We start from the raw sequence: 26,060 nt of genomic DNA on the forward strand, positions 1-26,060 counted from the left end.
CGCTTCGGGGGAGAGGTTCGGCGGCCTTTCGGTCGCAGAGCATCCCGGCGCAGCAGCCGGTATGTTATAGATCGACGTTGAATTGGGCCCCAGGCTGCATCAGAAGTGAGTCCCCGGAGATAAATCGAAAATATCACTCCAGGACGGGTTCCGATTGGCGCTGATCGGGAACCGTTCTGGAGCGTTTTTTGATGTTTTTCCATGATTTCATTATAATATTAGGTGAGGATCCACTTTCAAGCTGATGCGCGCGTGTTCATGCGGCGCTGTTGCAAGAGCTGGTCACGGTGGGTATCGGCTTGCGCCCCGCCGCATCGGGTCGGATCAGGCCACCCGGGCCGGCGCGGCGATGTCGTTGAGGTGGCAGGCAGCAGAGTGGTCGACGCCGACGCCGACGCGGTCGAGGCGGGGCTCCTCGACGCGGCAGCGGTCGAAGGCGTGTGGGCAGCGGGTATGGAAGCGGCAGCCTGCGGGTGGGTTGATCGGGCTTGGCACGTCGCCCTTGAGCACGATCCGGGTTCGCCCGGCCCCGGGCTCGGGTATTGGCACCGCCGAGAGCAAGGCCTGAGTGTAGGGGTGCTTCGGGGCCAGGAAGATGTTGCGGCGTGGACCGATCTCGACAATCCTGCCGAGATACATCACCGCTACCCGGTGGGTCATGTGCTCGACGATGGCGAGGTCGTGCGAGATGAACAGCATCGCCAGGTCGAGCTCGCGCTGGAGATCGCGCAGCAGGTTGACGATCTGCGCCTTCACCGAGACGTCGAGCGCCGAGACCGCCTCGTCGCAGACGATCAGGTCCGGCTCGGCGGCGAGCGCCCGGGCGATGCCGATACGCTGGCGCTGCCCGCCCGAGAACTCGTGCGGGTACCGGCCGAGAGCCTCGCGCGGCAGGCCGACCCGCTCCATCAGGCCGGCGAGCCGGCTCTCGAGGTCGGCGCCATCGCGGGCCAGCCCGAAGTTGCGGATCGGCTCGGCCAGGATCGCCCGGACCCGCATCCGCGGGTTGAGGGACGAGAACGGGTCCTGAAACACCATCTGGATGCGGCGGCGCAGGGGCCGGAGCGCTCCGGGCGAGAGGTCGTCGATGCGCCGGCCGTCGAGCACCACCTGGCCGGCGGAGGGCGTGTAGAGGCGCATCAGCACCTTGGCGACGGTTGACTTGCCGCACCCGGACTCGCCGACGAGCGACAGGGTCTCGCCCCGGGCCACAGCGAAGGACAGGCCATCCACCGCCTTGAGCACCCGGGCCTGGCGGCCAATGAGGCCGCCCCCGAGGGCGAAATGCTTTTTTAGATCGGCAACTTCCAGCAGGGGGCGGGAGGCGGGTGCAGGGGACAGGCTCATGCCGCGAGGACGTCCTTGGGCGCGTAGTGGCAAGCGGCGAGGTGGCCCGGCGCCTTCGGCTCCAGCGCCGGGGCGTAGGCGCGGCACAGGTCGGTCGCGTCCGGGCAGCGCCCGGCGAAGACGCAACCCTCGATCCGATCCTTCAGGCTCGGCACCATGCCGGGGATCTCGGCGAGACGTGCATCGGCGCCGCGCTCGACGGCGCCGAGCTTCGGCACCGCCCCCATCAGTCCGCGGGTATAGGGATGGCGGGGGTTGCGGAACAGATCGCGGACTGCTGTCTCCTCGACCTTGCGCCCGGCATACATCACCACCACCCGGTCGGCGACCTCGGCCACCACGCCGAGATCGTGGGTGATCAGCATGATCGCGGCGCCGACCCGTCGCTTGAGGTCGCGCATCAGATCGAGGATCTGGGCCTGGATCGTGACATCGAGCGCCGTCGTCGGCTCGTCGGCGATGAGAAGCTTGGGCGAGCAGGCAAGCGCGATGGCGATCATCACCCGCTGTCGCATGCCGCCGGAGAGCTGGTGCGGGTATTCCCGCACCCGGCGCCGCGGCTCGGGGATGCCGACGAGCGTCAGCATCTCCACCGCCCGCTCCTCCGCTTCTTTTCTCGACAGGCCCTGGTGCAGGCGCAGGGTCTCGCCGATCTGGCGGCCCACGGTCAGCACCGGGTTGAGCGAGGTCATCGGCTCCTGAAAGATCACGCTGATGGCGTTGCCGCGGATGCGGCGGATCTCGCGCTCGGAGAGTTCGAGAAGGTTGCACCCCTCGAACCGGATGGCGCCGGCGATGCGGGCCGGGGGCTCGGGCAGGAGCCGCAGGATCGACATCGAGGTCACCGACTTGCCGCAGCCGGATTCGCCGACGATCGCCAGGGTCTCGCCGGAGCCAATGGTGAATGACACGCCGTCGACCGCGCGGTTGACCCCGTCGGGGGTGCGGAAATGGACCTGCAGATCCTCGATCGACAGAAGGGGGGCGCCGCTCGTGCCCGTGCTCATCGCGCGTTCCTTCTCAGACATCTTTCGCCATCCGCGGGTCGAGGGCGTCGCGCAGCCCGTCGCCGACAAGGTTCACGGCGAGCACGGTGAGCGACAGGAAGATCGACGGGAACAGGACGATGTAGAACTTCACCTGCCATAGCGCCCGGCCCTCGGCCATGATGTTGCCCCAGGACGGGGTCGAGGGCGGTACGCCGGCGCCGATGAACGACAGGATTGCCTCGGCGATCATCGCGGAGGCGCAGATGTACGTCGCCTGCACGGTCATCGGCGCGAGGGTGTTGGGCAGGATATGGCGCCAGATGATCATCGGCATCCGCGTGCCGGTGGTCACCGCCGCCTCGATATATGGCTGCTCGCGAAGGCTCAGCACCACGCCGCGCACCAGCCGCGCGACGCGGGGGATCTCCGCGATGGTGATCGCCAGGATCACGTTCCCGATCGAGCCGCGGGTCAGCGCCATCAGGGCGATGGCGAGCAGGATCGGCGGGATCGACATCAGGCCGTCGATCACCCGCATGATGATCCCGTCGGCCCAGCGCACCATTCCGGAGACGACGCCGACCGCGAGCCCGGCGACCGAGGCGAGGAGCGCCACCGAGAAGCCGACCAGCAGCGAGACCCGGGCGGCGTAGATCACCCGGGAGTAGATGTCGCGGCCGAGCAGGTCGGTGCCGAACCAGTACTGGGGGGAGGGAACCCGGGTGCGCCTGGCGGGCGCCAGGGCGGTCGGGTCGACCGTGCCGAGAACGGGCGCAAGCAGCGCCATCATGAACACGATGAGGAGCAGCACACCGCCGACGGCGATGGTCGGGTTGCGGCGAACGTAGGACCAGACCCGGCCCCGGCGCTTTCGGACCGGGATGACGTCCGGCAGGGACGCCGCGACGGCCAGGCCGGGCGGCAGCGCTGGGACGGCTTCGTTTGGCGGGAGGCCCGCCTGCAGGGCACGATCAGAAAAAGGCGCGACCGTCGCGGTCAATAGCGTATCCTCGGGTCGAGCAAGGTGTAGAGCAGGTCGATGGCGAGGTTCACCAGCACGTAGATGAAGCTGAACAGCAGCACGACGCCCTGGATGACTGGGTAATCGCGCCGCAGGATCGCATCGACGGTGAGGCGCCCAAGACCGGGGATCGCGAAAACCGTTTCGGTCACCACCGCGCCGCCGATCAGCAGCGCGATGCCGATGCCGATGACGGTGACGATCGGCACCGCGGCGTTCTTGAGGGCGTGGACGAACAGGATCGGGCCCTGCGACAGCCCTTTGGCCCGGGCGGTGCGCACGTAGTCCTGGCTCAGCACGTCGAGCATGGTAGCCCGGGTTACCCGGGCGATCAGCGCGACGTAGACGAGGCCCAGGGTCACCGCCGGCAGGATCAGGTTCGCCAGCCAGGGCAGCACCCCCTGCTCGATCGGCGTGTAGCCCTGCACGGGCAGCCACCCGAGCTGGAGGGCAAAGATGTAGGCCAGCACGTAGCCCACCACGAAGACCGGCATCGAGAAGCCGGTGACGGCGAGCCCCATGACCAGGCGGTCGATCAGGCTGCCGGCCTTCCAGGCGGCGACGACGCCGAGCGGCACCGCCACCGCGATGGCGAGGACCAGGGTGACGAGCATCAGGGAGACGGTGGGCTGCACCCGCTGCCCGATCATCGTGGTGACCGGCAGGTTGGTGAAGATCGAGGTGCCGAGATCGCCGTGGACGATCTGCCACGACCACTCGCTGAACTGCACCAAGAACGGCCGATCGAGGCCCAGCGTGGCGCGGATGCGCTCGATATCGGCCGGCGAGGCCTGGTCGCCGGCAATCATCGCCGCCGGGTCGCCGGGGGCGAAGTAGAGGAGGCTGAAGACGAACAGCCCGACCACCGCCATGACGGGGATGGTGGCGAGGATGCGTCTGCCGATGTAGCCGAGCATGATGGAACTCCAGTGGGCGGCGAGAGCGCGCTCGGTCGCGTCGCGGCCATGCACAGCCCCGGCGCTCGGGCTGGGCACCGGAGTCTCGCCTGACCCGTCGTTCTCGGTCGATGACTGCTCGCGGTCGATCTTGCTGCGTGAGCGGAAGGCCGAGCGGCTTCGCCGCAGCGCCTGCCGCCCAGCTCAGCGAACGATCTCAGCAGATCGGATACGCGTACTTCGCCGACGACTTGAACAGGAACTTGTCGAAGTTGAACGTCGATATGCCGGGCGTGTCGACAGTCACAATTCGGGCCGCCGCCGCCTCGAAGAAGGCCCGGAAGTGCTGGCTGGATTTGATCGCGATGACCTTGTAGCGGTCCATCGGCATGCCGTGCAGCGTGAGCATCTCGTCGTCGAGGAGCTGCGACTTGAGCTCGGTGACGATGACGTCGACTTTCCCGATCCGCAGCCGCGTCGACAGGCCGTAATCCCTCTCGCCGCCGCGTCCCATCGGCGTGCTGGCAACGAACCGGCACCGCGTGTTCAACACCACCTCGGCCTCGACGTCGAGCGGATCGCCGTGCAGGCGATCGACCTTGCCGCCGAGCCGCACCTGGATCTGCGCGCCCTCGCCGGCCCTGTGGGCGATAGCCACCACCTCGGGGTCCGCCAGGTGGGCAAAGCACGTGCCCTCGACGTTGCGGTGCAGGAGTTCGGCGAGAAGCCCGGTGCCGTCCCCGGGCGCGCCGGCTCCGGGATTGTCAGAGGTCTCGTTGACGATGACCGGGGCATCCGGACCGCTCAAGGCTAGCTCGAGTCCCTCGGCAGCACCGGGAAGCGCGACCGAAAAGACCTCGCGCTGGCTCCAGATGAAGTCGGCGACGTCCTGCGTGGCGCGCCGGGCCAGGGCGTCGTCACCGTCAGCGATCGCGATGACGGAGACGCAGGTGGCGGATGAATCCGCGTAGGGAAAGCCGTGATAGGCCGCACAATGCACCATGCCGGCCTTCGCCTCCCAGTCCGTGCAGCGGGCGTTCACAGCCTTCAACGGCCCATGGAAGGTCGTCGTGGTCGGGATGATCATCGGCAGGCGCGTCAGGGTCATGCGCGGCTTCAACTGGCCGCGCAGCATCAGGGCAAGGTTCCTGATCGCGTCCCGCCCGCGGTCGTACATGTCGATATGGGGGTATTCCTTCACGCCAAACAGCATGTCGGCATTGTCGATCATCCGCTCGGTGATGTTCCCGTGCAGGTCCAGCGTCGCGACGATCGGCATGTCGGTGCCGTATTCGAGGCGCAGGGTCCGCAAGAGATCGCCCTCGATGTCGTCCGTGCTCTCCGCGACGCCGGCACCATGCAGTTCCAGGCAGATGGCGTCGAAGGGCGCGACGGCTTTGAGGCCAGCAAGGACCCGCCGCTTGATCTCGGACCAGGTCTCGGCCCGGATGAAGCCCGAAGGGCTCGCGATGGCGGCAAAGGTCGGAAGCAACTCAATGCCGCCGGTCGCCATCGCCTCGTCGATCATGCCGCCGATGTAGTCGCGCACGCCGCGGTGGCGACGCAGGATCTCCTCCCCCTCGATCCAGGAACGGACGGTGAAGGCTGTCTCGTCAGTCAGCTCGCTCGAAAACGTGTTGGTCTCGTGCGAGACCTGTGCGACGGCGATGCGCATAAGGGATCCTCTCGCGACGATACGCTCGCCGCACGGGGCCGAAACGAGGTGTGGGACGGGGGCAGGCCGGTCGCCGGCATGCCCGGCTGGCTTACGCGAAGCGCGCGCCCCAGAAGGCAATCAGGCCGTTGGGCACGTCGGTCAGCTTCGACGAGTGGGCCGTGTTGCTGAAGTATTGCCCGGTCGGGATATAGGCGGCGCGGCGGAGCGCGACGGCCTGCATCTCACGGGCCAGCCTCGACTGGTCTGCGGGATCCGAAGCGTCGATCCAGGAATTGCGGAGGGTTTCGAGTTCCGGAATGTCAGGCCAGCCGAAATAGGTCTGCCCTCCACCCGCCCGCAACATCTGGCTCACGCCCGGAGTGACCATGTCGAGCCCGAACCATGTGGTGTGGAACATGCTCCAGCCGCCGGCGTCGGGCGCCGCCTTGCTGGCACGGCGCTGAACGAGTGTTCCCCAGTCCGAGACTACGTACTCGACATTCATGCCGAGACGGCGCAGAACGTCGTTGGCAACTTCACCGATGGCCGCGAGAGCTGCATGGTCGCTGGGTGCCATAATGACGACCCGCTCGCCCTTGTAGCCTGCGGTTGCCAGCGCTTTCTTGGAGGCGGCCACATCGCGCGGTCCGGTGACCGCGGACAGGCCAGCATCGTTCGCCATCGGCGTATCGGGCGGGAAGACGCCAACGCCGGCGCGCCACATGTTAGACTCACCGGCAGCCGCCGCCATGTAGTCCTCTTGCGAGAAAGCCTCCATGACGACGCGCCGGATCTCGGGGTTGTTGAACGGAGGATGCAGGTGGTTGAAGATGCCGGTGCCGAGGATGCCCAGCGGGCTCGCGCGCTCCATCTTCAGGCCCGGAGCACGTTCGATGATGGGCAAGAGGTCGTTCGGCGGGTTTTCCCACCAATCGACTTCGCCGTTCTGCAGCGCCGCGAGCGCGGTACCGGGATCGGGCATAATCGTCCACTCGACCCGGTCCACATGCGCGATCTTGGGCCCCGCGGCCCAGCTCGTCACGCCCTCCGGGCGCGGGAGGTAGTCGCGGTTCCGCTCGTAGACGACCTTGGCGCCGACGATCCGCTCATCCGGCTTCCAGCGGAACGGGCCGGAGCCGATCAGCTCCTTGACCTGCTCGCTGGACGGCGTCTTAGCCAGCCGCTCCGGCATGATCATCAGGGCCGGAGGGCCGAGGCGCGCGAGCGTGCCGAGGATGCCGGGATAGGGCTTGCTCAGGCGGATAACGAAGCTGTTGTCCGTGGGCGCCGTCATTTCCACGACGCGGGACATCAGCGTGGCGCCCTCGGCGTTGCGCTCGGCCCAGCGACGGATCGAGGCCACGCAATCCCGACCGCGCACCGGTTCCCCATCGTGGAACTTGAGTCCTGCCCGCAACGTAAAGGTCCAGAGAAGACCGTTTGCCTCGGTGGTCTGGCCCTCCACCATCTGCGGCTGCGGCCGCAACTGGCTGTCGAGACCGTAGAGCTGATCCCAGACCAGGAGCGCGTGATTGCGCGTTACGTACGCGGTGGTCACAACGGGGTCGACGATCGTCAGGTCGGTCTGAGGTACAAAGCGGAGGGTATTGGTCCGCGCCTGCGCCAGCGCTGGACGGGTAAAACTAGTCATGGACGCAGCCGCGAGCGCGAGAAAAGAGCGACGTTGCATTCTCTAATTGTCCGTTCACGCCTGTGGACTGACGACCTGCCGATCGTCGCGCCCTGCCGATTAGCTGACTACAGGAGCATGCTAGGGAGCAAACTTGGGTGGAATCAACGGCCGTCCGGGCCTAGTTTGTTGCCTTGAAGTCAACGATGGTACCCAACGATGCTCGATGATCTCCGCGCCGAGGCGGTTCACCACGTCGTCAAGCACGGTGGCGTACGGGCGGCCGCGGAGATCATGAAGGTCGACCCAGCCGCGATCAGCCGCCACTTGGCCCGGGCCGGGGTCGAGACTGGCCTGCCGCTCTTCGAGCGGCGCGGACGATCCATGGTTCCCACGGCCGCGGCCCTGACCATCAGCGAGTACTTCGAGGAGCGTATTCAGAGTGCGTCCTCTCTCGGTTCTCGGCTTGAGGCGATGCGCGGTGCGAGGGCAGGCCTCGTCCGCATGGGCGTGGGTGAAGGCTATCTCGCAGACTTCGTATCCCATCCGATACGCACCTTCATGGACGCTCATCCGGGCGTGCGCGTACGGGTCGACGCCTTGCCGGTCGACGACATCATCGTCGGCCTGACGAGCGGAAGCATCGACATCGGCTTGGCCTTCAATCCCGCGCCCGCGGATGGTCTCAAGCTGTGGGGCCGTCAACCGGTACCGGTTGACTTGGTGGCCCCGGCTGGCCACCCGCTGCTTCGCCACCAGGACGGGCTCACCCTTGCAGATGTCGCGACTTATCCCGTCGGATTGATGTACCCCGGCTATGGGTTGAGGAAGCTGGTGCAGAGCGCCGAATACCTGGAGGGCGTCAAGCTCGAGCCTAACTTCGAGACCAATTCGCTGTCCGCTTTGCGAAGTTACCTCCTATCGGGTGGTGGCGTGACGTTGTTGGCACGACGCAGCGTCGAGCAGGAATGCTCCGCCGGCATCCTGGGCTGCGCCAGGATGAAGGCGACTTTGTTCGAAGAATCGGAGGTTCATCTTTTCACCCGCGAGGGCATACGCCTGATGCCATCGGTGGAGCGGCTGCTCAGGCCCGTCTCACAGCATTTTCGAGGCAACCCACAGATGAGAACAATCGTACGTTGATTTTATTGCAAACGCAGAAGTTTAGATGCAAGATGTAATTTGCCAGGAGCATGTGGCGCGCTCGGACGCAGGTGTCGGATACCGCATGCTATGACGATTAAGAGCGGCAAAAATATTTTCGAATACAATAGTTACAAGAATGAAAAAACTCTATAGTTTTACACGATCAGACTGAGACGTGGCGGTCTGTCTTGTATCTAGCTATATCGAAGTAATAGCAGCACTCCTGTGGGGTGAAGGCAGTGAAGGCTTGGCGAATCGCAGCATGCAGGTCTTTGACCGTTCGTGCGGCTGCAATGCACCGCAACGTCTTGAGCTTGGCGAAGGCCTGCTCGATCGGATTAAAAACTCAAAGTTGTATGACGGCAGGTACACCACCCGCGCGCCAGCCGCCGCGATGGACTCGCGCATGCCCGCCACCTTATGGGTTGGAGGTTGTCGAGGATCACCGTGTCGCCCGGTCGGAGCAGCGGGACCAGGGTGCCGGTGACGTAGTCCAGGAAGCGCCGGCCGTTGGTGGCTCCATCGAAGATGGTCGTCGCCGTCAGGCTGCTCGTGCGCATTGCCGCCGTGACGGTGGTGGTCTTGTCGTGCCCGCACGGCATCGGCGGGCGACAACGTTGCCCGCGTGGAGCCCAGCCAAGTCGACGCGCCATCCGGGTCGAAGCGGCGGTCTCGTCGACGAACACCAGACGGTCCAGATCGAGGCCGAGCTGACCCTCGAACCACGCCTAGCGGGCCTCCGCTACGTCCGGACGATCCTGCTCGGCAGCGTGAAGGACCCCTTTTTGCGGGTGATGCGATGGCGGGCCAGGAATCGCGACAGGCTGCTGGTGCTGGAGGCGCCGCCCTGCTCGGCCAAGGCGTCGCGCAGTTCCGACAGCACGATGTCGCCGCGCTTCTCACACAGCCTCTGGACCCGCTGGGCGTGGGCCTCGATGACGGGCGAGCGCTGGCCTCCGCCCATCGGCTTGGGCCGGACGTGGCAGTCCCGTAGATGGCGGGCGTGCCAGCGGCTGACGCTGGCGGCGCTGACACCGAACCGCTCGCAAGCCTGGCGGCAGGACGCACCCGCCATGACAGCGGACACCACACGCTCACGCAGATCGAGGACCAAGGGTGAGGTCATCGCTGGCTCCTTCACCCAGCCGACGTCCCAAACAACTTGGCCGTTGCAAGCCGATTGCACAGCGCTCTGACCGACGTGGACGATAGCTCAGAGCCTTCCAGGGCTATGGTGCTACCATGAGCCGCGAACGCAAGGAGATGTCCAGGGCCCGCAGCGGGCAGCAACAAAGGGCGTCGGTGTGCCTGTATGACCCGCGTAGGGGAGGGCGCCCGGCACTGACGCGCTAGAAGCGCCGTACAGCGCGCGCAAGGAAGCCCTGCTTCATGCACGTTGCCTCAATGCCTCGTCGGCCCTGGAGCATCACAAGACCAGCACGACAGTTTCAGCTCCCGGTCGCAGCTCTACTAGCGGTCGAGCGGTGTCGAGAGTGGCTACGTATCTTGAATCTCGTCAGGGACAGAAATGGAGTCGAGCTCGAAAAAGTCGCAGATCGCGCCGACTTGAGCGGTCAGCATGTGGGATCCGGAATGCGTCGCGCAGCCGAGGGCAGCCGCCCGCGCTAGGAAGGGCGTTACTTCCGGTTTGAGCACGATATCAACAGCGACGGTCCGGCTGTCCATCCGGTCCATTTCGACCGGATAAGCATCTCCGGACTTCATGCCGAGCGATGTACAGTTGACCACCATATCCATGCCGGTCGGATCGCGGTCACCGGCATGGATGGGTAGGTCTGGGTGAGCCTCACGGATGCGGCGAGCCAGATCCGATGCGCGTAAGGGATTGACGTCGAAGAGGTGCAGTACGTCAGGACGCTGATCGGCAACGGCAAACGCGATGGCGGTGCCGGCGCCGCCACATCCGACGATCAGAATGGAACGGCCGGCGATTGAGAAGCCGCGCCCATGCAGCCCGCCGACGAAGCCGACCCCATCGAAGTTTTCACCAAGGAGCCGACCGTCGGGCAGGCGGCGGACGGCGTTGATGGCCCCCATACGACGGGCAGTCGGCCCGAGTTCGTCGACGAACCGCAGAACATCGATCTTGTGCGGTACCGTGAGGACGAGCCCGTCGAGGTTGGCGACGGTCCACAGTCCTTTGAACGCCGTCTCCAAGTCAGCCGGCGGCACCCGCATCGGAACGAGTACGCAGGGTGCGCTGCGGCGGCGGAACTCGGCATTGAACAGCGCTGGGGATCCGGCCTGGGCGATCGGATCGCCCAGGATCGCGAAAAGGCGCGTCTCGCCCGTGAGGGGCAAGGGCAGGCCGGGCGCTGCCGGCACGACGGATTCAGGCGACACCGCGGACCGCCATGATCGCGCTCATCCGGGCCGCGGCCCGTGCCGGGTCGAGCAGCAGGCCCGCTTGGTCGGCGAGGCGGAACGCCTCGGCGAGGTGAAGGGTCGAGCGCGCACCTTCCTGCGCCCCGAGCATAGTGAAATGGTCCTGATGACCATTCAGGTAGGCAAGGAAGACGATGCCGGTCTTGTAATACTGGGTCGGGCTGCGGAAGATGTGCCGCGCGAGAGGCAGCGTCGGCGCGAGCTGCGCGAGGAACCCCGCGCGGTCACCCTCGGCGAGCCGGACGAACGCGGCGGACGCGACCGGCGCGATCGCCGCGAAGGCACCGAGCAGCGCATCCGAATGGCCCTCGTCGTCGCCCGCGATGAGTTCGGGGTAATTAAAGTCGTCGCCCGTGTACATGCGGACCCCCGCCGGGAGCCGACGGCGCATGGCGATCTCCTTGTCCTTGTCGAGCAGCGAGATCTTGATGCCGTCGACCTTGTCGGCATGCGTGCTGATGACGTCCAGCGCGACTTGCATCGCGTCGTCGACGGCGTCGTGCCCCCAGTAGCCGGCCAGGGCGGGGTCGAACATCGGCCCGAGCCAATGCAGCACGACGGGTGCACGGGCCTGCCGCAGCAGCCGCTCGTAGACCGCGGCGTAATCGTCCGGACCGCGGGCGACGCGGACCAGCGCGCGCGACGCCATGACGATCAGCTGGCTGCCGGCGCCCTCGATCGCCTCGGCCTGCTCTTCGTAGGCCCGAACGACGTCGTCCACCGAGCGGACATCCTGCACCGCGAGCTGATCGGTACCGCAGCCGGAGGCCAGTCGGGCGTCCGGGCGTGACCGGGCGATCTCGGCTGAGCGCCGGATGAGGGTGAGCGCGTCCGGCCAGTCGAGCCCCATGCCGCGCTGCGCGGTATCCATCGCCTCCGCGACCCCGAGCCCGAGGTCCCACAGGGATGCGCGGAACGCGAGCGTGCGCTCCCAGTCGATCTGCGATCGATTGAAGGGATCGGTCTCGGCGAGGGGATCGACCACCACGTGGGCCGCCGCGTACACGACGCGGTTGAACACGCGGGGCGGCGGGACCGGCGCAACGGGGCGCCCCGAGAGCCGGTAGGCCTCGACGCTGCGATCCGGACGGGGCAGCAGGACCGTCGGCGCGTCCATGGCGTTGCTCACCATGCTCATCGGCCCGCTCCCGTTCCCGCCGGGGCCCCGCCCTCCGGCAACAGCCGCGGATGCGGCGCGCGGGTGCGGCCCGCGAGCGTCGCGGCGAGCCCCATCGGCCCGGGCCTGAACAGCCGCGCGTCCATCGTCCGGAGATCGTCCGCGACATGGGGCCGGAAGTTCATCTGGCCGAGAACATCCCGCTCGAGATCGATGCCCGGTGCGATCTCGATAAGTTCCAGCCCACGTTCGCCCGTCTGGAACACCGCTCGTTCGGTCACGAACATCGTCGTCTGGCCGCGCTCGCGCGCATAGCGGCCGTTATAGGAGACCTGCTCCAGCTCAGGGACGAATTTGCGGTGCTTGCCCTCCTGAACGATCACGAGACGCCCGTCCTCGGCCGCGACCTTGAGGCCGCCCGCCGTCAACGTGCCGCCGAAGACCATCTTGCGGGCGTTCTGACTGATGTTGACGAAGCCGCCGATGCCGACGACCCGGCCCGCGAACCGACTGATATTCACGCTGCCCTGCGGATCGACCTCGACGGCTGAGAGGAACGCGATGTCGAGCCCGCCGCCGTCGTAGAAGTCGAACTGGTAGGGTTGGTCGATCATCGCCCAGTAGTTGCGCCCGGCGCCGGCGTCGAGCCCGCTCGCCGGGGCACCGCCGATCAGGCCCTGCTCGTTGGTGAGCACGATGGCGTCGAGGATTCCCTCCTCGGCCGCGACCAGGCCAATGCCGGTACAGATCCCGGAACCGATGTTGCAGATCGCGCCGGGCGCAAGCTCCATTGCCGCGCGGCGAGCCACGATCTTGCGCTCGTCGAGCGGCAAGCTCGGAAACGAGTCGAGGGGGATGCGCACTTCCCCCGCGAAGCTCGGATCGTACGAGGTCTGATAGGTCTGCGCCTGATCGGGCACGACGACGACGGCGTCGACGAGCATGCCCGGGACCTTGACGGCCTTGCCCGGCAGGGTGCCGCGGCGCGCGAGCCGCTTGACCTGGACGATCACCAAGCCGCCGCAAGCCCGCGTTGCCTGCGCCATGGACAGCATGTCGCCGAAGATGGCTTCGTGCTCCATCGAGATGTTGCCGTCCTCGTCCGCCGTCGTGCCGCGCAGGAACGCGACGTCGACGTGGAACGGCTTGTAGTAGAGCCACTCGCGGCCCTTCATCTCGACGAGCTCGACGAGGTCCTCCGTCGACCGGGCGCTCTGCCGGCCGCCGGCCTGCCGCGGATCGACGAAGGTGTGCAGCCCGACATGCGTGATGAGCCCCGGCCGCCCGGCCGCGATCTCGCGGGTGAGCTGAGACAGCGCGCCCTGCGGCAGCGTGTAGGCTTCGATTTCGTTACGAGCGGCCATGGCGGCGACCGGGGGGGCGTCGACGATGGTGCCGCACACGATCCGCTTGAGGAGGCCCGGATGCGCGAAGCGCGAAGCGCCACGCTCGCCGCGATCCCCGAGACCGACCGGATGGATCGAGGTGATGTCGCGTGGCGCGCGCTCCGCGAGGAAGCGACGCTCGACTGCCTCGATCAGGCCTTCCGGGACGGCATGACCCGAGCCCGAACCGCCGATGAGTACCGTGTCCCCGTCGCGAACGAGCGCGGCGGCCTGGCTTGCCGTGATGACCTTCACTGGAATTTCCGTCCGCAACCAATCGGCTCCAGTGGTACCCTTACTTACTAATAAGTCAAGAGGATCGGAATTAGGTCGGTGCCGTCGGCGCAGGGGCGCTCGCTTGGAACGATCGTGGGGCGTTCGGCGCCGTCGGCTTCACGAGGTAGAGATCGAGCATCACGCGCTCGAAGGCCCCGAAGAACTGCTCCAGCCGCTCGAAGCTGCCGGCATCCTGGGTGAAGACGGACGAGCTGTTGACGAGGTTGACCACGAGCAGGGCGAGGTCCTCCCGCGGCGCGTCCTTCGCGAGTTCGCCCGTGGCGGCCGCATGCGCGAAAGCCTGATCGATGGCCGCGTGGACGGTGACGGTGAACGACGCCAGGCTGGCCCGGGCGGCAGGGCTGAGCACGTCGCTGTCGAGGCGAAGGCGTCCGATCAGGCTCCATGGGCGCCCGCTCACCTTTCCCCGGTTGAACCGGCGATAGCGCTCGTGATTGTACGCCACGACGCTACGCAGCTTGTCCGGCAGCAACCGGTTCTCGTCCAGCCAGATGGCCCGGTGACGAGCCCCGGTCTCCTCGACGTAGTCGGCGACGATTTCCTCGACCAGCTGCTGCTTGCTGCCGAAATGATAGTGGATGTTGGTCGTCGTGATGTCGCAGCGCTCGGCAACGTCACGGAAACTCATCCCGTGGAATCCGTGCTTGATCAGCAGTTCCGTCGCGACCTTCTTGATCTTGTCGCGCATGCCGGTGCGGGCGAGCGGCGCTCGCACCTTGGGTGTGGACGGCATCGCTTCCCCCGGGTTGCCATCGTTTCGACCGGAGACTTGAGGCGATGCCGAAGGGCGGTCAAGCGAGGGCGCGACCTGACATCAACAGCATCGACTCGCCCTCCTGCACGGTGTCGCCGGTCTGCTTGACGATCCGCATCCCCAGGGTGGCGATACCGCGCTCCGGCCGCTTCGTGGCGCGCACGGCAGCGACGGCGATCCGGACGGACATCCGGTCGCCGATGAGGAGGGGGGCCCGAAACGACCAGTTCCAGCTCAGCGTGGCGACGCCGAGGAGGCGGACGGGCGAGCGTGTCTTCAAGCCGTCCGCGAGCGACAGGCCTAGAAGGCCGTGCGCGATCCGCCCGGGAAAGCCTTCGCGCCGGGCGAACTCATCGTCCATATGCACGTCGAACAGGTCGCCCGAGAGCCCGGCGAAGCCGACCACGTGTGCCTCCGTGACCGTGACGCCGGCGGTCTCGTACCAATCGCCCTGCGACAGGTCGTCGTAACCGTACTCGCCCGGTGCGAGCCGGCGTCCCTCGATACCCCCGAGTGCGGCTTCCATCACGCTTCTCCCTTACTTGCCGATCAGTAATTAGAGCGTTGACGTTCGTGTGCGTCAACGCCTATTTAGGTGGCAACACCCCGAACGGGGCGACGAACAAACGGACGGCTTCGTCCGTCCATCAGGGAGGCGCGCTTGGCCACGGTCGGCATCGTTGGGGTCCGCAAATCGTACGGCGCGACACCGATCATCCGCGGCGTCTCGATCGACATTCAGGACGGGGAGTTCGTGATCCTGGTCGGCCCGTCGGGCTGCGGGAAATCGACCCTGCTGCGCATGATCGCGGGGCTGGAGAACATCACGGCGGGCGAGATCCGGATCGGCTCGCGCGTCGTCAACGCGGTGCCGCCCAAGGAGCGCGACATCGCCATGGTGTTCCAGAATTACGCGCTCTACCCGCACATGACCGTGAAGGACAACATGGCCTTCTCGCTCAAGCTGAGGAAGGCCGCCAAGGAGGAGATCGAGAGCCGGGTCGGGCGCGCCGCGGCGATCCTGGGCCTGGAAAAACTCCTCGACCGCTATCCGCGCCAGCTCTCGGGCGGCCAGCGCCAGCGCGTCGCGATGGGCCGGGCGATCGTGCGCGACCCGCAGGTGTTCCTGTTCGACGAGCCGCTCTCCAACCTCGACGCCAAGCTGCGCGTGGCGATGCGGGCCGAGATCAAGGAACTGCACCAGCGGCTTCGCACCACCACCGTCTACGTCACCCACGACCAGATCGAGGCCATGACCATGGCCGACAAGATCGTGGTGATGCATGACGGCGTGGTCGAGCAGGTCGGCGCGCCGCTCGAGCTCTACGACCGGCCCGACAACATCTTCGTCGCCGGCTTCATCGGCTCGCCGTCGATGAACTTCCTGAAGGGCAAGGTGGCGGGCGATTCGTTCCGCAGCGACAGCGGCCTGACCCTGCCGCTGCCGACCCGCGGCGCGCGCCCCGCCGACGGCATGCCGGCGGTCTACGGCCTGCGGCCGGAGCACGTCCGCCTGGCCGAGGGCGGCGTGCCGGTCGAGGTGGCGGTGGTGGAGCCGACCGGCTCCGAGACCATGGTGCTGGTGCGCCCGCCCGGCGGCGGCACCCAGGCCATCGCCAACGAGGTCGCCCGCGACATCGCCTGCGTGTTCCGCGACCGGATCGGCGCCGGCCCGGGCGAGCGGATCAGCATCTCGGCCGATCCCGCCCTCGTCCACCTGTTCGACGCCGAGAACGGACGGCGCCTTGGAGCGTTCCAGGGATAGGTCTATTGACTTATCGACAAGTAAGTTTAGCGTTCTCGTTAGAGGCTGGCGAGTGCCGATCCGGAGCCCGGTCCGTCCTCGCGCCGCAACCAAATCTCAGGGGATGGAACGATGACCGGCGAGTGGTTCGAGACACGGCGCGGCGCAGGCCGTCGGCTGAGCCGACTGGCGGCAGCCCTTGCTCTGACCGCGGCCATCGGCCTGATAGGCAGTCACTCCGCCTCGGCGCAGTCTCAGACGTTGACGATCAACACGGATCGCAGCGGCGCCGGCCAGAAGGCGGCGATGACGAAGATCGCGTCCGAGTTCGAGGCCAAGAATCCCGGCGTCAAGGTCGCGATCAATTTCAGCGACGTCGAGTCCTACAAGACGTCGATTCGGAACTTCCTGGTCACGACGCCGCCGGATGTCGCCTTTTGGTTCACCGGCGCCCGCATGCGCACTTTCACCAAGCGCAATCTGTTCGATGACCTGACCGGGTTCTTCGCCGAGCAGAAGCTCAACGAGCCGATGAAGCCGTTTCTCGCCGCCGTATCGGACGGCGACAAGCGCATGATGATGCCGACGAACTTCACGACCTGGGGTTTCTACTACAACAAGGAGCTCTTCAAGAAAGTCGGCGTCGAGCCGCCCAAGACCTGGGTCGATCTCATGGCCGCCGCCGCCAAGCTGAAAGCGGCCGGCCTCATCCCGTTCACGATTGGCACGCGTGATCTGTGGGCGAATGATCTCTGGTTCGACTATCTCGACCTGCGCGAGAACGGGCTCGATTTCCACATGCGGCTCATGGACGGGAAGGAATCCTACACCGATCCACGCGTCAAGAAGGTCTTCTCGCTCTGGGCCGAGCCCGTTGCGAAGGGCTATTTTCTGGAGAATGCCAGCTCCTACGGCTGGCAGGAGGCGATCCCGCTTCTGTCCCAGGGCCGGGCGGCGATGTACCTGCTCGGACCCTACGTCCTGACGTCGCTTCCCGCCGAGTTGCACGACAAGATCGGCTTCTTCCCATTCCCCAAGGTCAATCTCGCGGTGCCGAACTACGAGGAATTGTCCGTCAACGGCGTTGCCATTCCGAGCGGAGCCAAGAACAAGGCGCTCGCCCGTCAGTTCCTCGCCTTCCTGGCTCAGCCTGACAACATCGCGGCCTTCGCCAAAGCCGGCGCAGTGCTGCCGGCCCGCACGGACGTCGCCTTGGACGATCCGTTCTCGGCCTCACAGGTCGAACTGGCCAAGGCCGCTAAGGGCTCGTCTCAGTTCTACGATCGGGACACCGATCCGGAGATGGCGCAAGTCGGCATGAAGGGCTTCCAGGAATTCCTCGCCAATCCCGATCGGTCCGAGGCCATCCTGCAAAGGCTCGAAGCGGCACGGGCGCGGATCTTCAAATGAGCATCCGATCGAACGCCATCCAGTCGATCGCCCGCAAGGTTCGGCTGCCGGTCCAGACCCGGCAACAGGAGGCTGCGGGCGGCGACTGGCTCACGCCCGCCCTCCTGCTCGCCCTGCCGTTCGGCCTCTTCCTGCTGCTGATCATCGGGCCGATCGTGCAGAGCATCGCGATCAGCCTCTACGATTGGGACGGCACGGGTCCGGCAAAGTGGGTCGGCTTGGGCAATTACAGCGAACTCTTCAGTGATCCGCAATTCTACGTCTCCCTGAAGAACAACGTGATCTGGTTGATTCTCTTTCTTCTGGCGCCGGTGATAGGGCTCGCCCTCGCGCTGTTCCTGAACCAGAACCTTGCCGAGATGCGGCTGATCAAGTCGCTTTTTTTCATGCCGCTGGTGCTCGCGCACGTCATCATCGGCGTCGTCTTCACGTGGTTCTACGATCCAAGCTTCGGCATCCTGGCGATCGCCTTCAGGGCGATCGGCCTGCCAGCGCCAGCGATCCTGTCGAACGAGACCTTCGTCACCTTCGGCATCATCGCGGCCGCGCTGTGGGCGCAGGTGGCCTTCTGCCTGGTGCTCTTCCTCGCAGGGCTGTCGCAACTCGACGGCGAGATGATCGCCGCGGCCCGTCTGGACGGCGCCGAACGCTGGTCGTTGTTCCGGCACATCGTCCTGCCCCAGCTCCGGCCCGTCGCCTTCGTGGCGACGATCATCACGATCATCATGTCCCTGAGGAACTTCGACATGATCGCAGTCATGACGCAAGGAGGGCCTTACGGAAGCTCGACCGTGCTGGCCTACCAGATGTTCGACGCCACTATCTTCAGTTATCGCGCCGGCTACGGAGCGGCGATCGCCACGATCCTGTTCGCCATCATGAGTGTCTACATCGCCGTCTTTCTTCGCCACTCCCTGAAGCAGGAGGCTCGGGCGCGCTGATGTATCCGACCCCGATCCAACTCGCCCCCGCGCCGACGCAGGCCGCCTACCGGGTGATACTCTACGCCGTGCTCGTCGTCTGGATGGCGCCGCTCATCGCCATCATGATGACGGCGGTACGCTCGCAGAGCGACCTGCTCGCCGGCAACTACTGGGGCCTACCGACGGCGTTCTCGCTGTCCGCGAACGTCCGCGAGGTGTTCACGACCTCACCGATGGGGATCTTCTTCATCAACAGCATGATTGTGACCTGTGTCACCGTCGCGTCCGTTCTGATGCTCAGCACGATGGCGGCGGTCGCGCTCGCCAAATACCGTTTCCCTGGTCGCACAGCGCTGTTCGCGATGTTCATCGCGGGCAATTTCGTGCCTTATCAGATCCTGATGATCCCGGTGCGTGATCTCGTGCTGCACCTGGGCGCGTACGATACGGTATGGGGACTGATCCTCTTCCATACGGCGTTCCAGACCGGCTTCGCGACGCTGTTCATGCGGAACTTCATTGTCGCTCTTCCCGACGAATTGTTCGAGTCCGCGCGGCTGGAGGGCGCGAACGAGTTTCAGATCATCACCAAGATTATCGTGCCGCTGCTGCGGCCAGCCCTCGCGGGCCTGTCGGTCCTGCTCTTCACGTTCGTCTGGAACGACTATTTCTGGGCACTGGTCCTCGTGCAGAGCGACGCGGCCAAGCCTTTGACGCTCGGCCTCGCCGGCTTGAAGGGAGAGTGGCTGACGGCGTGGAACCTGATCTCGGCCGGGGCCATCCTGGCTGCGATACCACCGGTTGCTCTGTTCTTCCTCATGCAGAAGCACTTCGTGGCTGGCTTGACCGTGGGTGCGGTGAAATCATGACGGTGTCGCCAGCCACTTCGCCGATCCAGCGGTCGCTTACGGCTGCCGACTGCTCCATCAACACCGCGACTCTCGGACATCTGGAGCCGATCGGCACCGTCATCGAGCGCGTCGCCAAGCACGGCTTCGGCGGCATCGCGCCCTGGCGGCGCGATCTCGAGAGGCACGATGTTCGGGTGGTCGCGCGGCAGATCCGCGACGCGGGCCTTTCCGTCAGCGGCTATTGCCGCAGCACCTACTTGACGGGAGCGAGCCGGGTTGAGAGGCAGCAAGCCGTTCGAGATAACCGGCGGGCGATCGAGGATGCAGCCGCGCTCGGATCGGCGTGCTTCGTCCTCGTCGTCGGCGGTCTTCCGGCCGGCTCACGCGACCTCGCCGGTGCGCGACGACAGGTCGAGGACGGAGTGGCCGAACTCCTGGAACATGCACGATCGGTTGGTGTGCCTCTCGCGCTTGAACCATTGCACCCGATGTACGCTGGTGATCGCTCCTGCCTCACGAGTCTTGCCGAGGCAATTGCCCTTTGTGATAAATTAGATAGGCACAGTATCGGCGGTCTTGGCGTCGCCGTGGATGCTTATCACGTTTGGTGGGACTGGCAGGTCCCACAGGAGATCAGAGCTGCCTCCGGACGCCTTCTGGCATTCCACGTATGCGACTGGCTTATCCCAACACGCGATATGCTCCTGGATCGCGGCTTGATGGGCGACGGGGTTATCGACTTGAGAGCATTGAGGTCGGCAGTCGAGGAAGCTGGTTTCGGCGGGATGATCGAAATTGAGATCTTCTCGGAAGAAATCTGGCGGTGTGACCCGGAAACTGTATTGAGTAGATGCGTCGAGCGGGTAAGCACCGCGTGCTGAATCGGCAATCGATTCATTGAAAATAAATTTATTAATACACGTTAATGCTACCAAAAAGTGAGCGGCGATTTTTAGGCCAACATTACTAGTGAATGATATCGCTGTCGCACAGCGAGAAATAGCATTTTACAGAAATAATTATTTAGTTTTCGCTCGATCGGCAAAGACAATCTGATATCGTGTGCTGCGGGAAGGGAGGGCGACGGGTGTAAAGTCACGCCAAGAGCGTCGTATAGTGCCTTTCACGCGTCCCCCTTTTCAGGCCATGCATCTGGATCGTCGCGGCGGTCCTGGGGCATCCTGAGCTCGGCCTCTAAGGCGCACAGTCAAACACCAGATAAGCGAACTGTTGACCTCTTTCGGACTTTCCTCCCTGCCTGTTCGGATGTCCGCTTTGGAGGCAAAAGCGGACCTCAAAGCGGCGGCCATGACATCATGAGGTCCGGGCACATTGGCGACCGCGGCCGACCAGTGTCTCAAGATGTTAAAATCCCTTCCATTCGCCGCCTTCGATCTCGCATGCTGGATGGGCTTCGCCATGCCGCCTGGGCGCAGTTCCGCGCCAATCCTGGGGGTGGGAGCTTCCATTTAGGGGCTGCATGAAAGGTGGATAACGGCGTGCGCCGGCTTGGCCAGTGGCCGGCGTTCCCTCGTCTCAGTCGCACTTTCTCCAAGAGGCATTCACCGGATGTGGGATTGCCTCGTTTCTGATACTGCTGGCGACTCCATCGGTCTGGTTAGCTCGTTGATATGGCAGCGGAGTCCGACGCTCGCGGAGGGTCGTCATGTCGCTGCAGCCAGGCTCGCCCGCGGAGGTCCCCAGCCACACTGCCGCCGTGGCCCGAGCCGCGTTCCCGCGGGGCAATGCGTACATGCGGCTGAGGGATGAACTCGGCACAGTATTCACCGACGTGCAGTTCACGGCATTGTTCTCCGCCCGCGGCCGTCCGGCCGAAGCGCCCTGGCGGCTGGCGCTCGTCACCGTGCTGCAATTCGCCGAGAACCTCTCGGATCGCCGCGCGGCCGAGGCGGCCCGTGGCCGCGTCGACTGCAAGGACCTGCCGGGCCTCGATCTCACCGACCCGGGCTTCGATGACTCGGTGCTCAGCGAGTTCCGCTCTCGCCTCGTGGCCGGTCACCCCGAGCCCCTCCTGCTCGACACGCTCCTGGCCCTGTGCCGGGAGCGCCGGCTCCTGGTGGCGCGAGGCCGTCAGCGCACCGACGGCACGCACGTCCTGGGGGCCGTGCGCAGCCTCAACAGCCTCGGCTGCGCCACCGAGACCCTGCGTGCCGCGCTCAATGCCCTTGCGGTCGCGGCTCCCGAGTGGCTGCGCGCCCACGCCGAGGAGAGCTGGAGCGAGCGTTACGCCAAACCTACGGACGATCGTACGTCCCGCAAGGCGAGGCGGCCCGTCGTGCTCATGCCGAACAGATCGGCCGCGACGGACACACACTCCTGGCGGCCGTGTTCTCGCCCGCCGCACCGGTCTGGCTGCGCGAGATCCCGGCCGTGATCCTGCTCGACCGGGTCTGGTTGCAGAACGTCCAGATCGTCTCGGTCGATGACGAGAGCGGCACGAAAGACGACACGGATCAGCTAAGGCCGCAGACCACGCGCGTTGTTTGGCCAACCTCATCGGAAGGCATTCCGCCCTCACTGCTGATGATCGCCTCGCCCTACGATCCAGAGACCCACTACGCCAAGAAACGGTCGACGACGTGGATCGGCGACAAGGTCCACCTCACCGAGACCTGCGACGCGGATCGCCCCCGCCTGATCACTCACGTGGCGACCACACTGGCCCCGATCGCCGACCGTGACGCACTCGGGTCGATCCATGCCGACCTGGCAGCCCACGATCTTCTCCCCGACACGCACCTGGTCGATGCCGGCTACGTCGATGCCGACCTGTTGCTCGCCAGTACACGCGATCACGCCGTGACGCTGCTCGGGCCGAGCCCGCAGGATACGTAGTGGCAGTCGCGTCAGTCGGGAGCCTTCAGGCTTCAGGACTTCCAGATCGACTGGGGTCGGAAGATCGCCACCTGTCCGGCCGGACACACTACGACGAGTTGGAGCCCCGATCACAGAGAGGTCGACGGGGCCTTCGCCGAGCAGTACCGCTGTCGGGCGGGCATCGAAGGGACGCTGTCGCTGGGCGTGCGGGCCCTGCATCTGCGACGGTCCGCTCCCTCGGGCTGGCCAAGGTCCACCTCCAGCATGTGCTGACCACTGCCGCTCTCGACATTGGCCGAATCGCCGATTGGCTGGTGGGTGAGACCGTCGCCTCGATGCGGCGATTATTTTTCGCTCGCCTCATCAGCCAAGCTGTCTGAGCCGCGGCATTCGCCAGCAGTATCCGATCCGGGGCAATCCCAATCCCACACGGACAGTCGGACCCAGCGCTCCTGGCCCAGGAGCCGCAAGTGAGCAGACTACGCCGGGGCCAAGCGCAAGAGCGGATCGAAGGTGCACCTGGCGGTTGGTACGCCTGGTCATGTGGTGGCGCTGCACGTCACGCCGGCGACTGTCGGCGACCGCAGCCAGGTCGGGGCGCTGACCTGTGCGGTGTAGGCGGAGACGGATGGGAGCGTCGAGACGGCGTTCGTCGACCAGGGCTACACGGGCGAGAAGGCGGCCTTCGCGGCGGCGGCGAACGGGATCGAGCTGGAGGTGGTCAAGGCGCCCGAGGACCAGCGCGGCTTCGTGCTGCTGCCGCGCCGGTGGGCGGTGGCGCGCTCGCTGGCCTGAGCGACGCGCTGCCGCCGGTTGGTCAAGGACTACGAGCGCTATGCCACCACGCTGGCCGGGATCTACATGGTCGCCTTTGTCTGTAACATGCTCAGCAAGCTCGTTCACGTATCAAATAGTTCATAACACAATAATAATATTTTTTGTGCAATCAAATATTCAGCTAAAATTCTTGGTAGGGACCCGTTCGATGCTGATTCACACGTGGACCGCATGCATCGCACCCGATTCACCCCGGGAGAGCGGTTGCGTCGAAAGCTTTGGCGCACGGCTGCGAGACGAAGTGTTGAACGGTGAGATCTTCTACACGCTCAAGGAGGCACAGATCGTGATCGAGAGCTGGCGACGAAACGACAACGGCGTGCGTTCGCACGCGTCCCTCGGCTACCGGCCGCCAGCCCCGGAGATGGTCGTGCCCGCCCTTTCCCCGTGGCCGGCTGCGCCCACCCGACTGGCTCCGCCGGCCAAGCTACCCGCGGAGCAGCGTTCGACCTTGCACTAACTTCGAAGTCGGACCGCCCCGTGGGGACCGATCGACTGGGTATGATTAATATCATCATTGCCGAATCATAATATAAACTGAAAGTTGCGAAAAATATTATTATCATAGAAGTTAAGTTCTATATCATATCATCAAATTAAATGAGGGCAGACTTGTCAACTTGGAGCTGACGGAAACATAATCCTCACCCGCAAGCCCGGACCACCGCTCGCGCCGTCATGAAGCGTGACCGCTGCGCCGATCCGGTCGGCGAAGGCGCGAACGACGGCAAGGCCGAGGCCGCTGCCCTGCGATCCGTCGCTGCGGGCCACGCGGTAGAACCGGGAAAACACCCTCTCCCGATGCTCCGGCGGAATGCCCGGGCCGTCATCCTCTATCTCGGCGAAGGCGCCTTCGCCCGACACCGCCACCCGCACCACCACGCGGGCGCCGGGCCCGGCGTAGCGGACCGCGTTGTCGATGACGTTGCCCAGGATCTCGCACACCACGGTCGGGTGGCCCGTCACCATCACCGACCCGTCAGGCCGCATATACTCGACCTCGATGCCGGCGTTGAGCGCCCGCGGGACGTGGTCGGCGAGCACCGTCGCGGCGAGTGCGGCGAGGTCGAGGTCGGTCAGGGTGATCGCATCCCGGTCCTCGTCGGCACGCGCGAGCGCCAGGAGTTGCACCATCAGGTGCTCCAGGCGCCGCGCCGCGCCCTCGATGTCGTCGAGAGCGGCGCGGGCCTCCGGCGGCGCGGCGCCGCTGTGGCGCCGAGCGAGGTCGACATGCATGCGCAGGACGGCGAGCGGCGTGCGCATCTGGTGCGAGGCATCCCCGGTGAAGCGGCGCACCGCCCCCATCACCTCGTCGAGGCGGCCGAGGAGCGTGTTGAAGGCGAGGACCGGGGCTCGCGCCTCCACCGGCACCGGCGAGACATCGAGGGGCTGCAGGCCGACCGCGCCGGGAGCGGCGCGACCGGTGATCTCGGCGCTCAGCCGGTCGAGAGAGGCGAGGCCGCGGCCGATCCCGTACCAGGTGAGCACGCCGACGAGGGCGAGGAGGACGCCCTCGAGCAGGAACAGCCCGCCGAGGAGCCGCCATTCGAGACTGCGGCGCGCCTCCCGGGTCTCGGCGACCTGCACCAGCACCGCGCCGGGCTTGCCGTAGATCGTCCGCGCCTGCGCGGCGATCCGCACGGCCGCGCCCCGCATCACCGCGTCCCAATGCCGGGTGGGGCCGGGCTCGACCTCCCCGGCCGGGCGGGGCAGGTCGTGGTAGCCGGTGACGAGCCGGCCGCGGTAGCTGACGCTGTAATAGACGCGGTCCTGCGACTGGGTCTCCAGCATCCCGAGCGCCACTCGCGGCAGGTCCACCGTCACTTCGGAATCGTCGTCGAGCGCCAGGCGCTCGGCGATGGCCAGCACCGAGCCGTCGAGGAGGCGGTCATGCGTGGTCTCGACCACGTTCCGGATGACGAGGGCGCCGCCGAGGCCGAGCACCCCCGCGAGCGCCGAGGCTGGCAGGAGCATCCGCAGCATCAGCTCGCGCCTGAGGGAAGGCGGGCGGCGGCTCATCGGGCGTGGAGGAGGTAGCCGAGGCCGCGGATGGTGCGGATCTCCGGCCCGTTCGGCTGGAGCTTCTTGCGCAGGCGCGCGACGTAGAGCTCGAGGGCGTTGGGCGCCACCTCGTCGTCGAAGCCGAACACTTCGCCGGCGAGCCGCTCCTTCGGCACCACCTGCCCGGCCTTCGCCATCAGCACCTCGAGCACGGCGAGTTCCCGCCGCCGCAGGCCCAGGGGCTCGCCGTCGAGGGTCACGGTCCCCGTCGATCGTTCGAGGACGAGCGCCCCGCAGTGCAGGACGGGGCTGCGCAGGCCCTGGCCGCGGCGGATGAGCGCCCGCACCCGCGCCTCGAACTCGGGGAGAGCGAAGGGCTTCGCCAAGTAGTCGTCGGCCCCGAGATCGAGCCCGTGCACCCGGTCGGTCATGCCGTCGCGGGCGGTGAGGATCAGCACCGGGACGGCGCTCGCCGCCCGGATGCGCCGCAGCACCTCGAAACCGGACAGGCCCGGCAGGCCGATATCGAGCACGATCAGGCTGTAGGGCTCCGACAGGGCGATCACGGCGGCCGCCTCGCCGTCCGGCTCGTGATCGACCGCGAGCCCGGCGGCCCGAAGCGCCGCGACGAGGCCCCGGGCCAGAGCCGCGTCGTCCTCCGCGACGAGCACCCGCATCCCGCCGTCCCCCCCTCAGGCTCGTCGCGCTCTGCACGTGCATAGAACTTCGCCGCGTGAGCCTGTAGCCTGCGATCTTCGCCGCGGCCACCGCCGCGGGCAACCGCACGCCTTGGGGCAGGAAGGGATTTGGC

The 26,060-nt window shown here is 66.1% G+C and carries 21 protein-coding genes and 3 pseudogenes; 10 read left to right on the plus strand and 14 right to left on the minus strand.

The features are described from left to right. Nucleotides 1-324: 324 nt before the first annotated feature. From BMX97_RS16535 to BMX97_RS16560, 6 genes are all read right to left on the minus strand, one after another. Nucleotides 325-1,347 carry an ABC transporter ATP-binding protein gene (locus BMX97_RS16535; RefSeq protein ID WP_091752340.1) on the minus strand — a complete coding sequence of 341 codons (1,023 nt, stop codon included), beginning with the start codon at nucleotides 1,345-1,347 and terminating at the stop codon, nucleotides 325-327. Further along, on the minus strand, nucleotides 1,344-2,354 hold the full coding sequence (locus tag BMX97_RS16540) for an ABC transporter ATP-binding protein (RefSeq protein ID WP_091752343.1): 1,011 nt from the start codon (nucleotides 2,352-2,354) through the stop codon (nucleotides 1,344-1,346). The genes BMX97_RS16535 and BMX97_RS16540 overlap by 4 nt, the downstream gene beginning before the upstream one ends. Nucleotides 2,355-2,367: 13 nt before the next feature. Beyond that, nucleotides 2,368-3,300, minus strand: coding sequence for an ABC transporter permease (locus BMX97_RS16545; protein WP_244538479.1), 933 nt, complete (start codon nucleotides 3,298-3,300; stop codon nucleotides 2,368-2,370). A gap of 32 nt (nucleotides 3,301-3,332) precedes the next feature. Then, a complete protein-coding gene (locus BMX97_RS16550; protein WP_091752349.1) occupies nucleotides 3,333-4,274 on the minus strand; it encodes an ABC transporter permease in 942 nt (313 codons plus the stop codon). A gap of 196 nt (nucleotides 4,275-4,470) precedes the next feature. Beyond that, complete coding sequence (locus tag BMX97_RS16555) at nucleotides 4,471-5,928, minus strand: M81 family metallopeptidase (protein ID WP_091752353.1); 1,458 nt, start codon at nucleotides 5,926-5,928, stop codon at nucleotides 4,471-4,473. A 91-nt stretch (nucleotides 5,929-6,019) separates the two neighbouring features. Then, nucleotides 6,020-7,600 carry an ABC transporter substrate-binding protein gene (locus tag BMX97_RS16560; RefSeq protein ID WP_091752356.1) on the minus strand — a complete coding sequence of 527 codons (1,581 nt, stop codon included), beginning with the start codon at nucleotides 7,598-7,600 and terminating at the stop codon, nucleotides 6,020-6,022. 159 nt (nucleotides 7,601-7,759) lie between these two features. Between BMX97_RS16560 and BMX97_RS16565 the strand changes: the two genes are divergently transcribed. Then, nucleotides 7,760-8,683, plus strand: coding sequence for a LysR family transcriptional regulator (locus BMX97_RS16565; RefSeq protein WP_091752359.1), 924 nt, complete (start codon nucleotides 7,760-7,762; stop codon nucleotides 8,681-8,683). Between the two features lie 166 nt (nucleotides 8,684-8,849). On the opposite strand, the pseudogene BMX97_RS16570 reads toward BMX97_RS16565, so the two are convergent. The 6 genes and pseudogenes from BMX97_RS16570 to BMX97_RS16595 all read right to left on the minus strand — a co-directional run bounded on the left by BMX97_RS16570 (nucleotide 8,850) and on the right by BMX97_RS16595 (nucleotide 15,171). Beyond that, a pseudogene (locus tag BMX97_RS16570) lies at nucleotides 8,850-9,812 on the minus strand (IS630 family transposase). Between the two features lie 371 nt (nucleotides 9,813-10,183). Next, on the minus strand, nucleotides 10,184-11,050 hold the full coding sequence (locus tag BMX97_RS16575; protein ID WP_091752362.1) for a shikimate dehydrogenase family protein: 867 nt from the start codon (nucleotides 11,048-11,050) through the stop codon (nucleotides 10,184-10,186). Beyond that, on the minus strand, nucleotides 11,040-12,209 hold the full coding sequence (locus BMX97_RS16580) for a dihydrodipicolinate synthase family protein (protein WP_244538480.1): 1,170 nt from the start codon (nucleotides 12,207-12,209) through the stop codon (nucleotides 11,040-11,042). Before BMX97_RS16580 ends, BMX97_RS16575 begins: the two co-directional genes overlap by 11 nt. Nucleotides 12,210-12,226: 17 nt before the next feature. Continuing rightward, a complete protein-coding gene (locus BMX97_RS16585; protein ID WP_091752368.1) occupies nucleotides 12,227-13,849 on the minus strand; it encodes an acyl CoA:acetate/3-ketoacid CoA transferase in 1,623 nt (540 codons plus the stop codon). Between the two features lie 70 nt (nucleotides 13,850-13,919). After that, the gene (locus BMX97_RS16590) at nucleotides 13,920-14,624 is read right to left on the minus strand and encodes a TetR/AcrR family transcriptional regulator (protein ID WP_210187643.1); all 705 of its coding nucleotides are present in this window, start codon (nucleotides 14,622-14,624) and stop codon (nucleotides 13,920-13,922) included. 58 nt (nucleotides 14,625-14,682) lie between these two features. Then, the gene (locus BMX97_RS16595; RefSeq protein WP_091752371.1) at nucleotides 14,683-15,171 is read right to left on the minus strand and encodes a MaoC/PaaZ C-terminal domain-containing protein; all 489 of its coding nucleotides are present in this window, start codon (nucleotides 15,169-15,171) and stop codon (nucleotides 14,683-14,685) included. Nucleotides 15,172-15,306: 135 nt separating this feature from the next. Between BMX97_RS16595 and ugpC the strand changes: the two genes are divergently transcribed. From ugpC to BMX97_RS16635, 9 genes and pseudogenes are all read left to right on the plus strand, one after another. Next, nucleotides 15,307-16,410, plus strand: coding sequence for an ABC transporter ATP-binding protein (gene ugpC / locus BMX97_RS16600; protein ID WP_091752374.1), 1,104 nt, complete (start codon nucleotides 15,307-15,309; stop codon nucleotides 16,408-16,410). A 111-nt stretch (nucleotides 16,411-16,521) separates the two neighbouring features. Next, on the plus strand, nucleotides 16,522-17,799 hold the full coding sequence (locus tag BMX97_RS16605) for an ABC transporter substrate-binding protein (protein ID WP_091752377.1): 1,278 nt from the start codon (nucleotides 16,522-16,524) through the stop codon (nucleotides 17,797-17,799). Continuing rightward, nucleotides 17,796-18,740, plus strand: coding sequence for a carbohydrate ABC transporter permease (locus BMX97_RS16610; RefSeq protein ID WP_091752380.1), 945 nt, complete (start codon nucleotides 17,796-17,798; stop codon nucleotides 18,738-18,740). Before BMX97_RS16605 ends, BMX97_RS16610 begins: the two co-directional genes overlap by 4 nt. Then, complete coding sequence (locus BMX97_RS16615) at nucleotides 18,740-19,591, plus strand: carbohydrate ABC transporter permease (RefSeq protein ID WP_091752383.1); 852 nt, start codon at nucleotides 18,740-18,742, stop codon at nucleotides 19,589-19,591. The genes BMX97_RS16610 and BMX97_RS16615 overlap by 1 nt, the downstream gene beginning before the upstream one ends. Then, complete coding sequence (locus BMX97_RS16620; protein WP_091752386.1) at nucleotides 19,588-20,454, plus strand: sugar phosphate isomerase/epimerase family protein; 867 nt, start codon at nucleotides 19,588-19,590, stop codon at nucleotides 20,452-20,454. Before BMX97_RS16615 ends, BMX97_RS16620 begins: the two co-directional genes overlap by 4 nt. Before the next feature lie 872 nt (nucleotides 20,455-21,326). After that, nucleotides 21,327-21,968, plus strand: coding sequence for a transposase (locus tag BMX97_RS33745; protein ID WP_244538466.1), 642 nt, complete (start codon nucleotides 21,327-21,329; stop codon nucleotides 21,966-21,968). Next, nucleotides 21,965-22,429, plus strand: coding sequence for a hypothetical protein (locus BMX97_RS33750; RefSeq protein ID WP_244538467.1), 465 nt, complete (start codon nucleotides 21,965-21,967; stop codon nucleotides 22,427-22,429). Before BMX97_RS33745 ends, BMX97_RS33750 begins: the two co-directional genes overlap by 4 nt. A 414-nt stretch (nucleotides 22,430-22,843) precedes the next feature. Next, a pseudogene (locus BMX97_RS16630) lies at nucleotides 22,844-23,332 on the plus strand (transposase); the annotation flags it as partial. Between the two features lie 82 nt (nucleotides 23,333-23,414). Continuing rightward, nucleotides 23,415-23,708, plus strand: a pseudogene (locus tag BMX97_RS16635) (transposase); the annotation flags it as partial. Nucleotides 23,709-23,863: 155 nt separating this feature from the next. Here the strand turns inward: BMX97_RS16635 and BMX97_RS16640 are convergent. Both BMX97_RS16640 and BMX97_RS16645 read right to left on the minus strand, forming a co-directional pair. Then, the gene (locus BMX97_RS16640) at nucleotides 23,864-25,231 is read right to left on the minus strand and encodes a sensor histidine kinase (RefSeq protein WP_244538468.1); all 1,368 of its coding nucleotides are present in this window, start codon (nucleotides 25,229-25,231) and stop codon (nucleotides 23,864-23,866) included. Between the two features lie 32 nt (nucleotides 25,232-25,263). Next, the gene (locus BMX97_RS16645; protein ID WP_091752392.1) at nucleotides 25,264-25,926 is read right to left on the minus strand and encodes a response regulator; all 663 of its coding nucleotides are present in this window, start codon (nucleotides 25,924-25,926) and stop codon (nucleotides 25,264-25,266) included. Nucleotides 25,927-26,060: the final 134 nt, after the last annotated feature.

The organism is Methylobacterium sp. ap11 (genome assembly GCF_900110515.1).
In the GTDB taxonomy this organism is placed as follows: Bacteria; Pseudomonadota; Alphaproteobacteria; order Rhizobiales; family Beijerinckiaceae; genus Methylobacterium; species Methylobacterium ajmalii.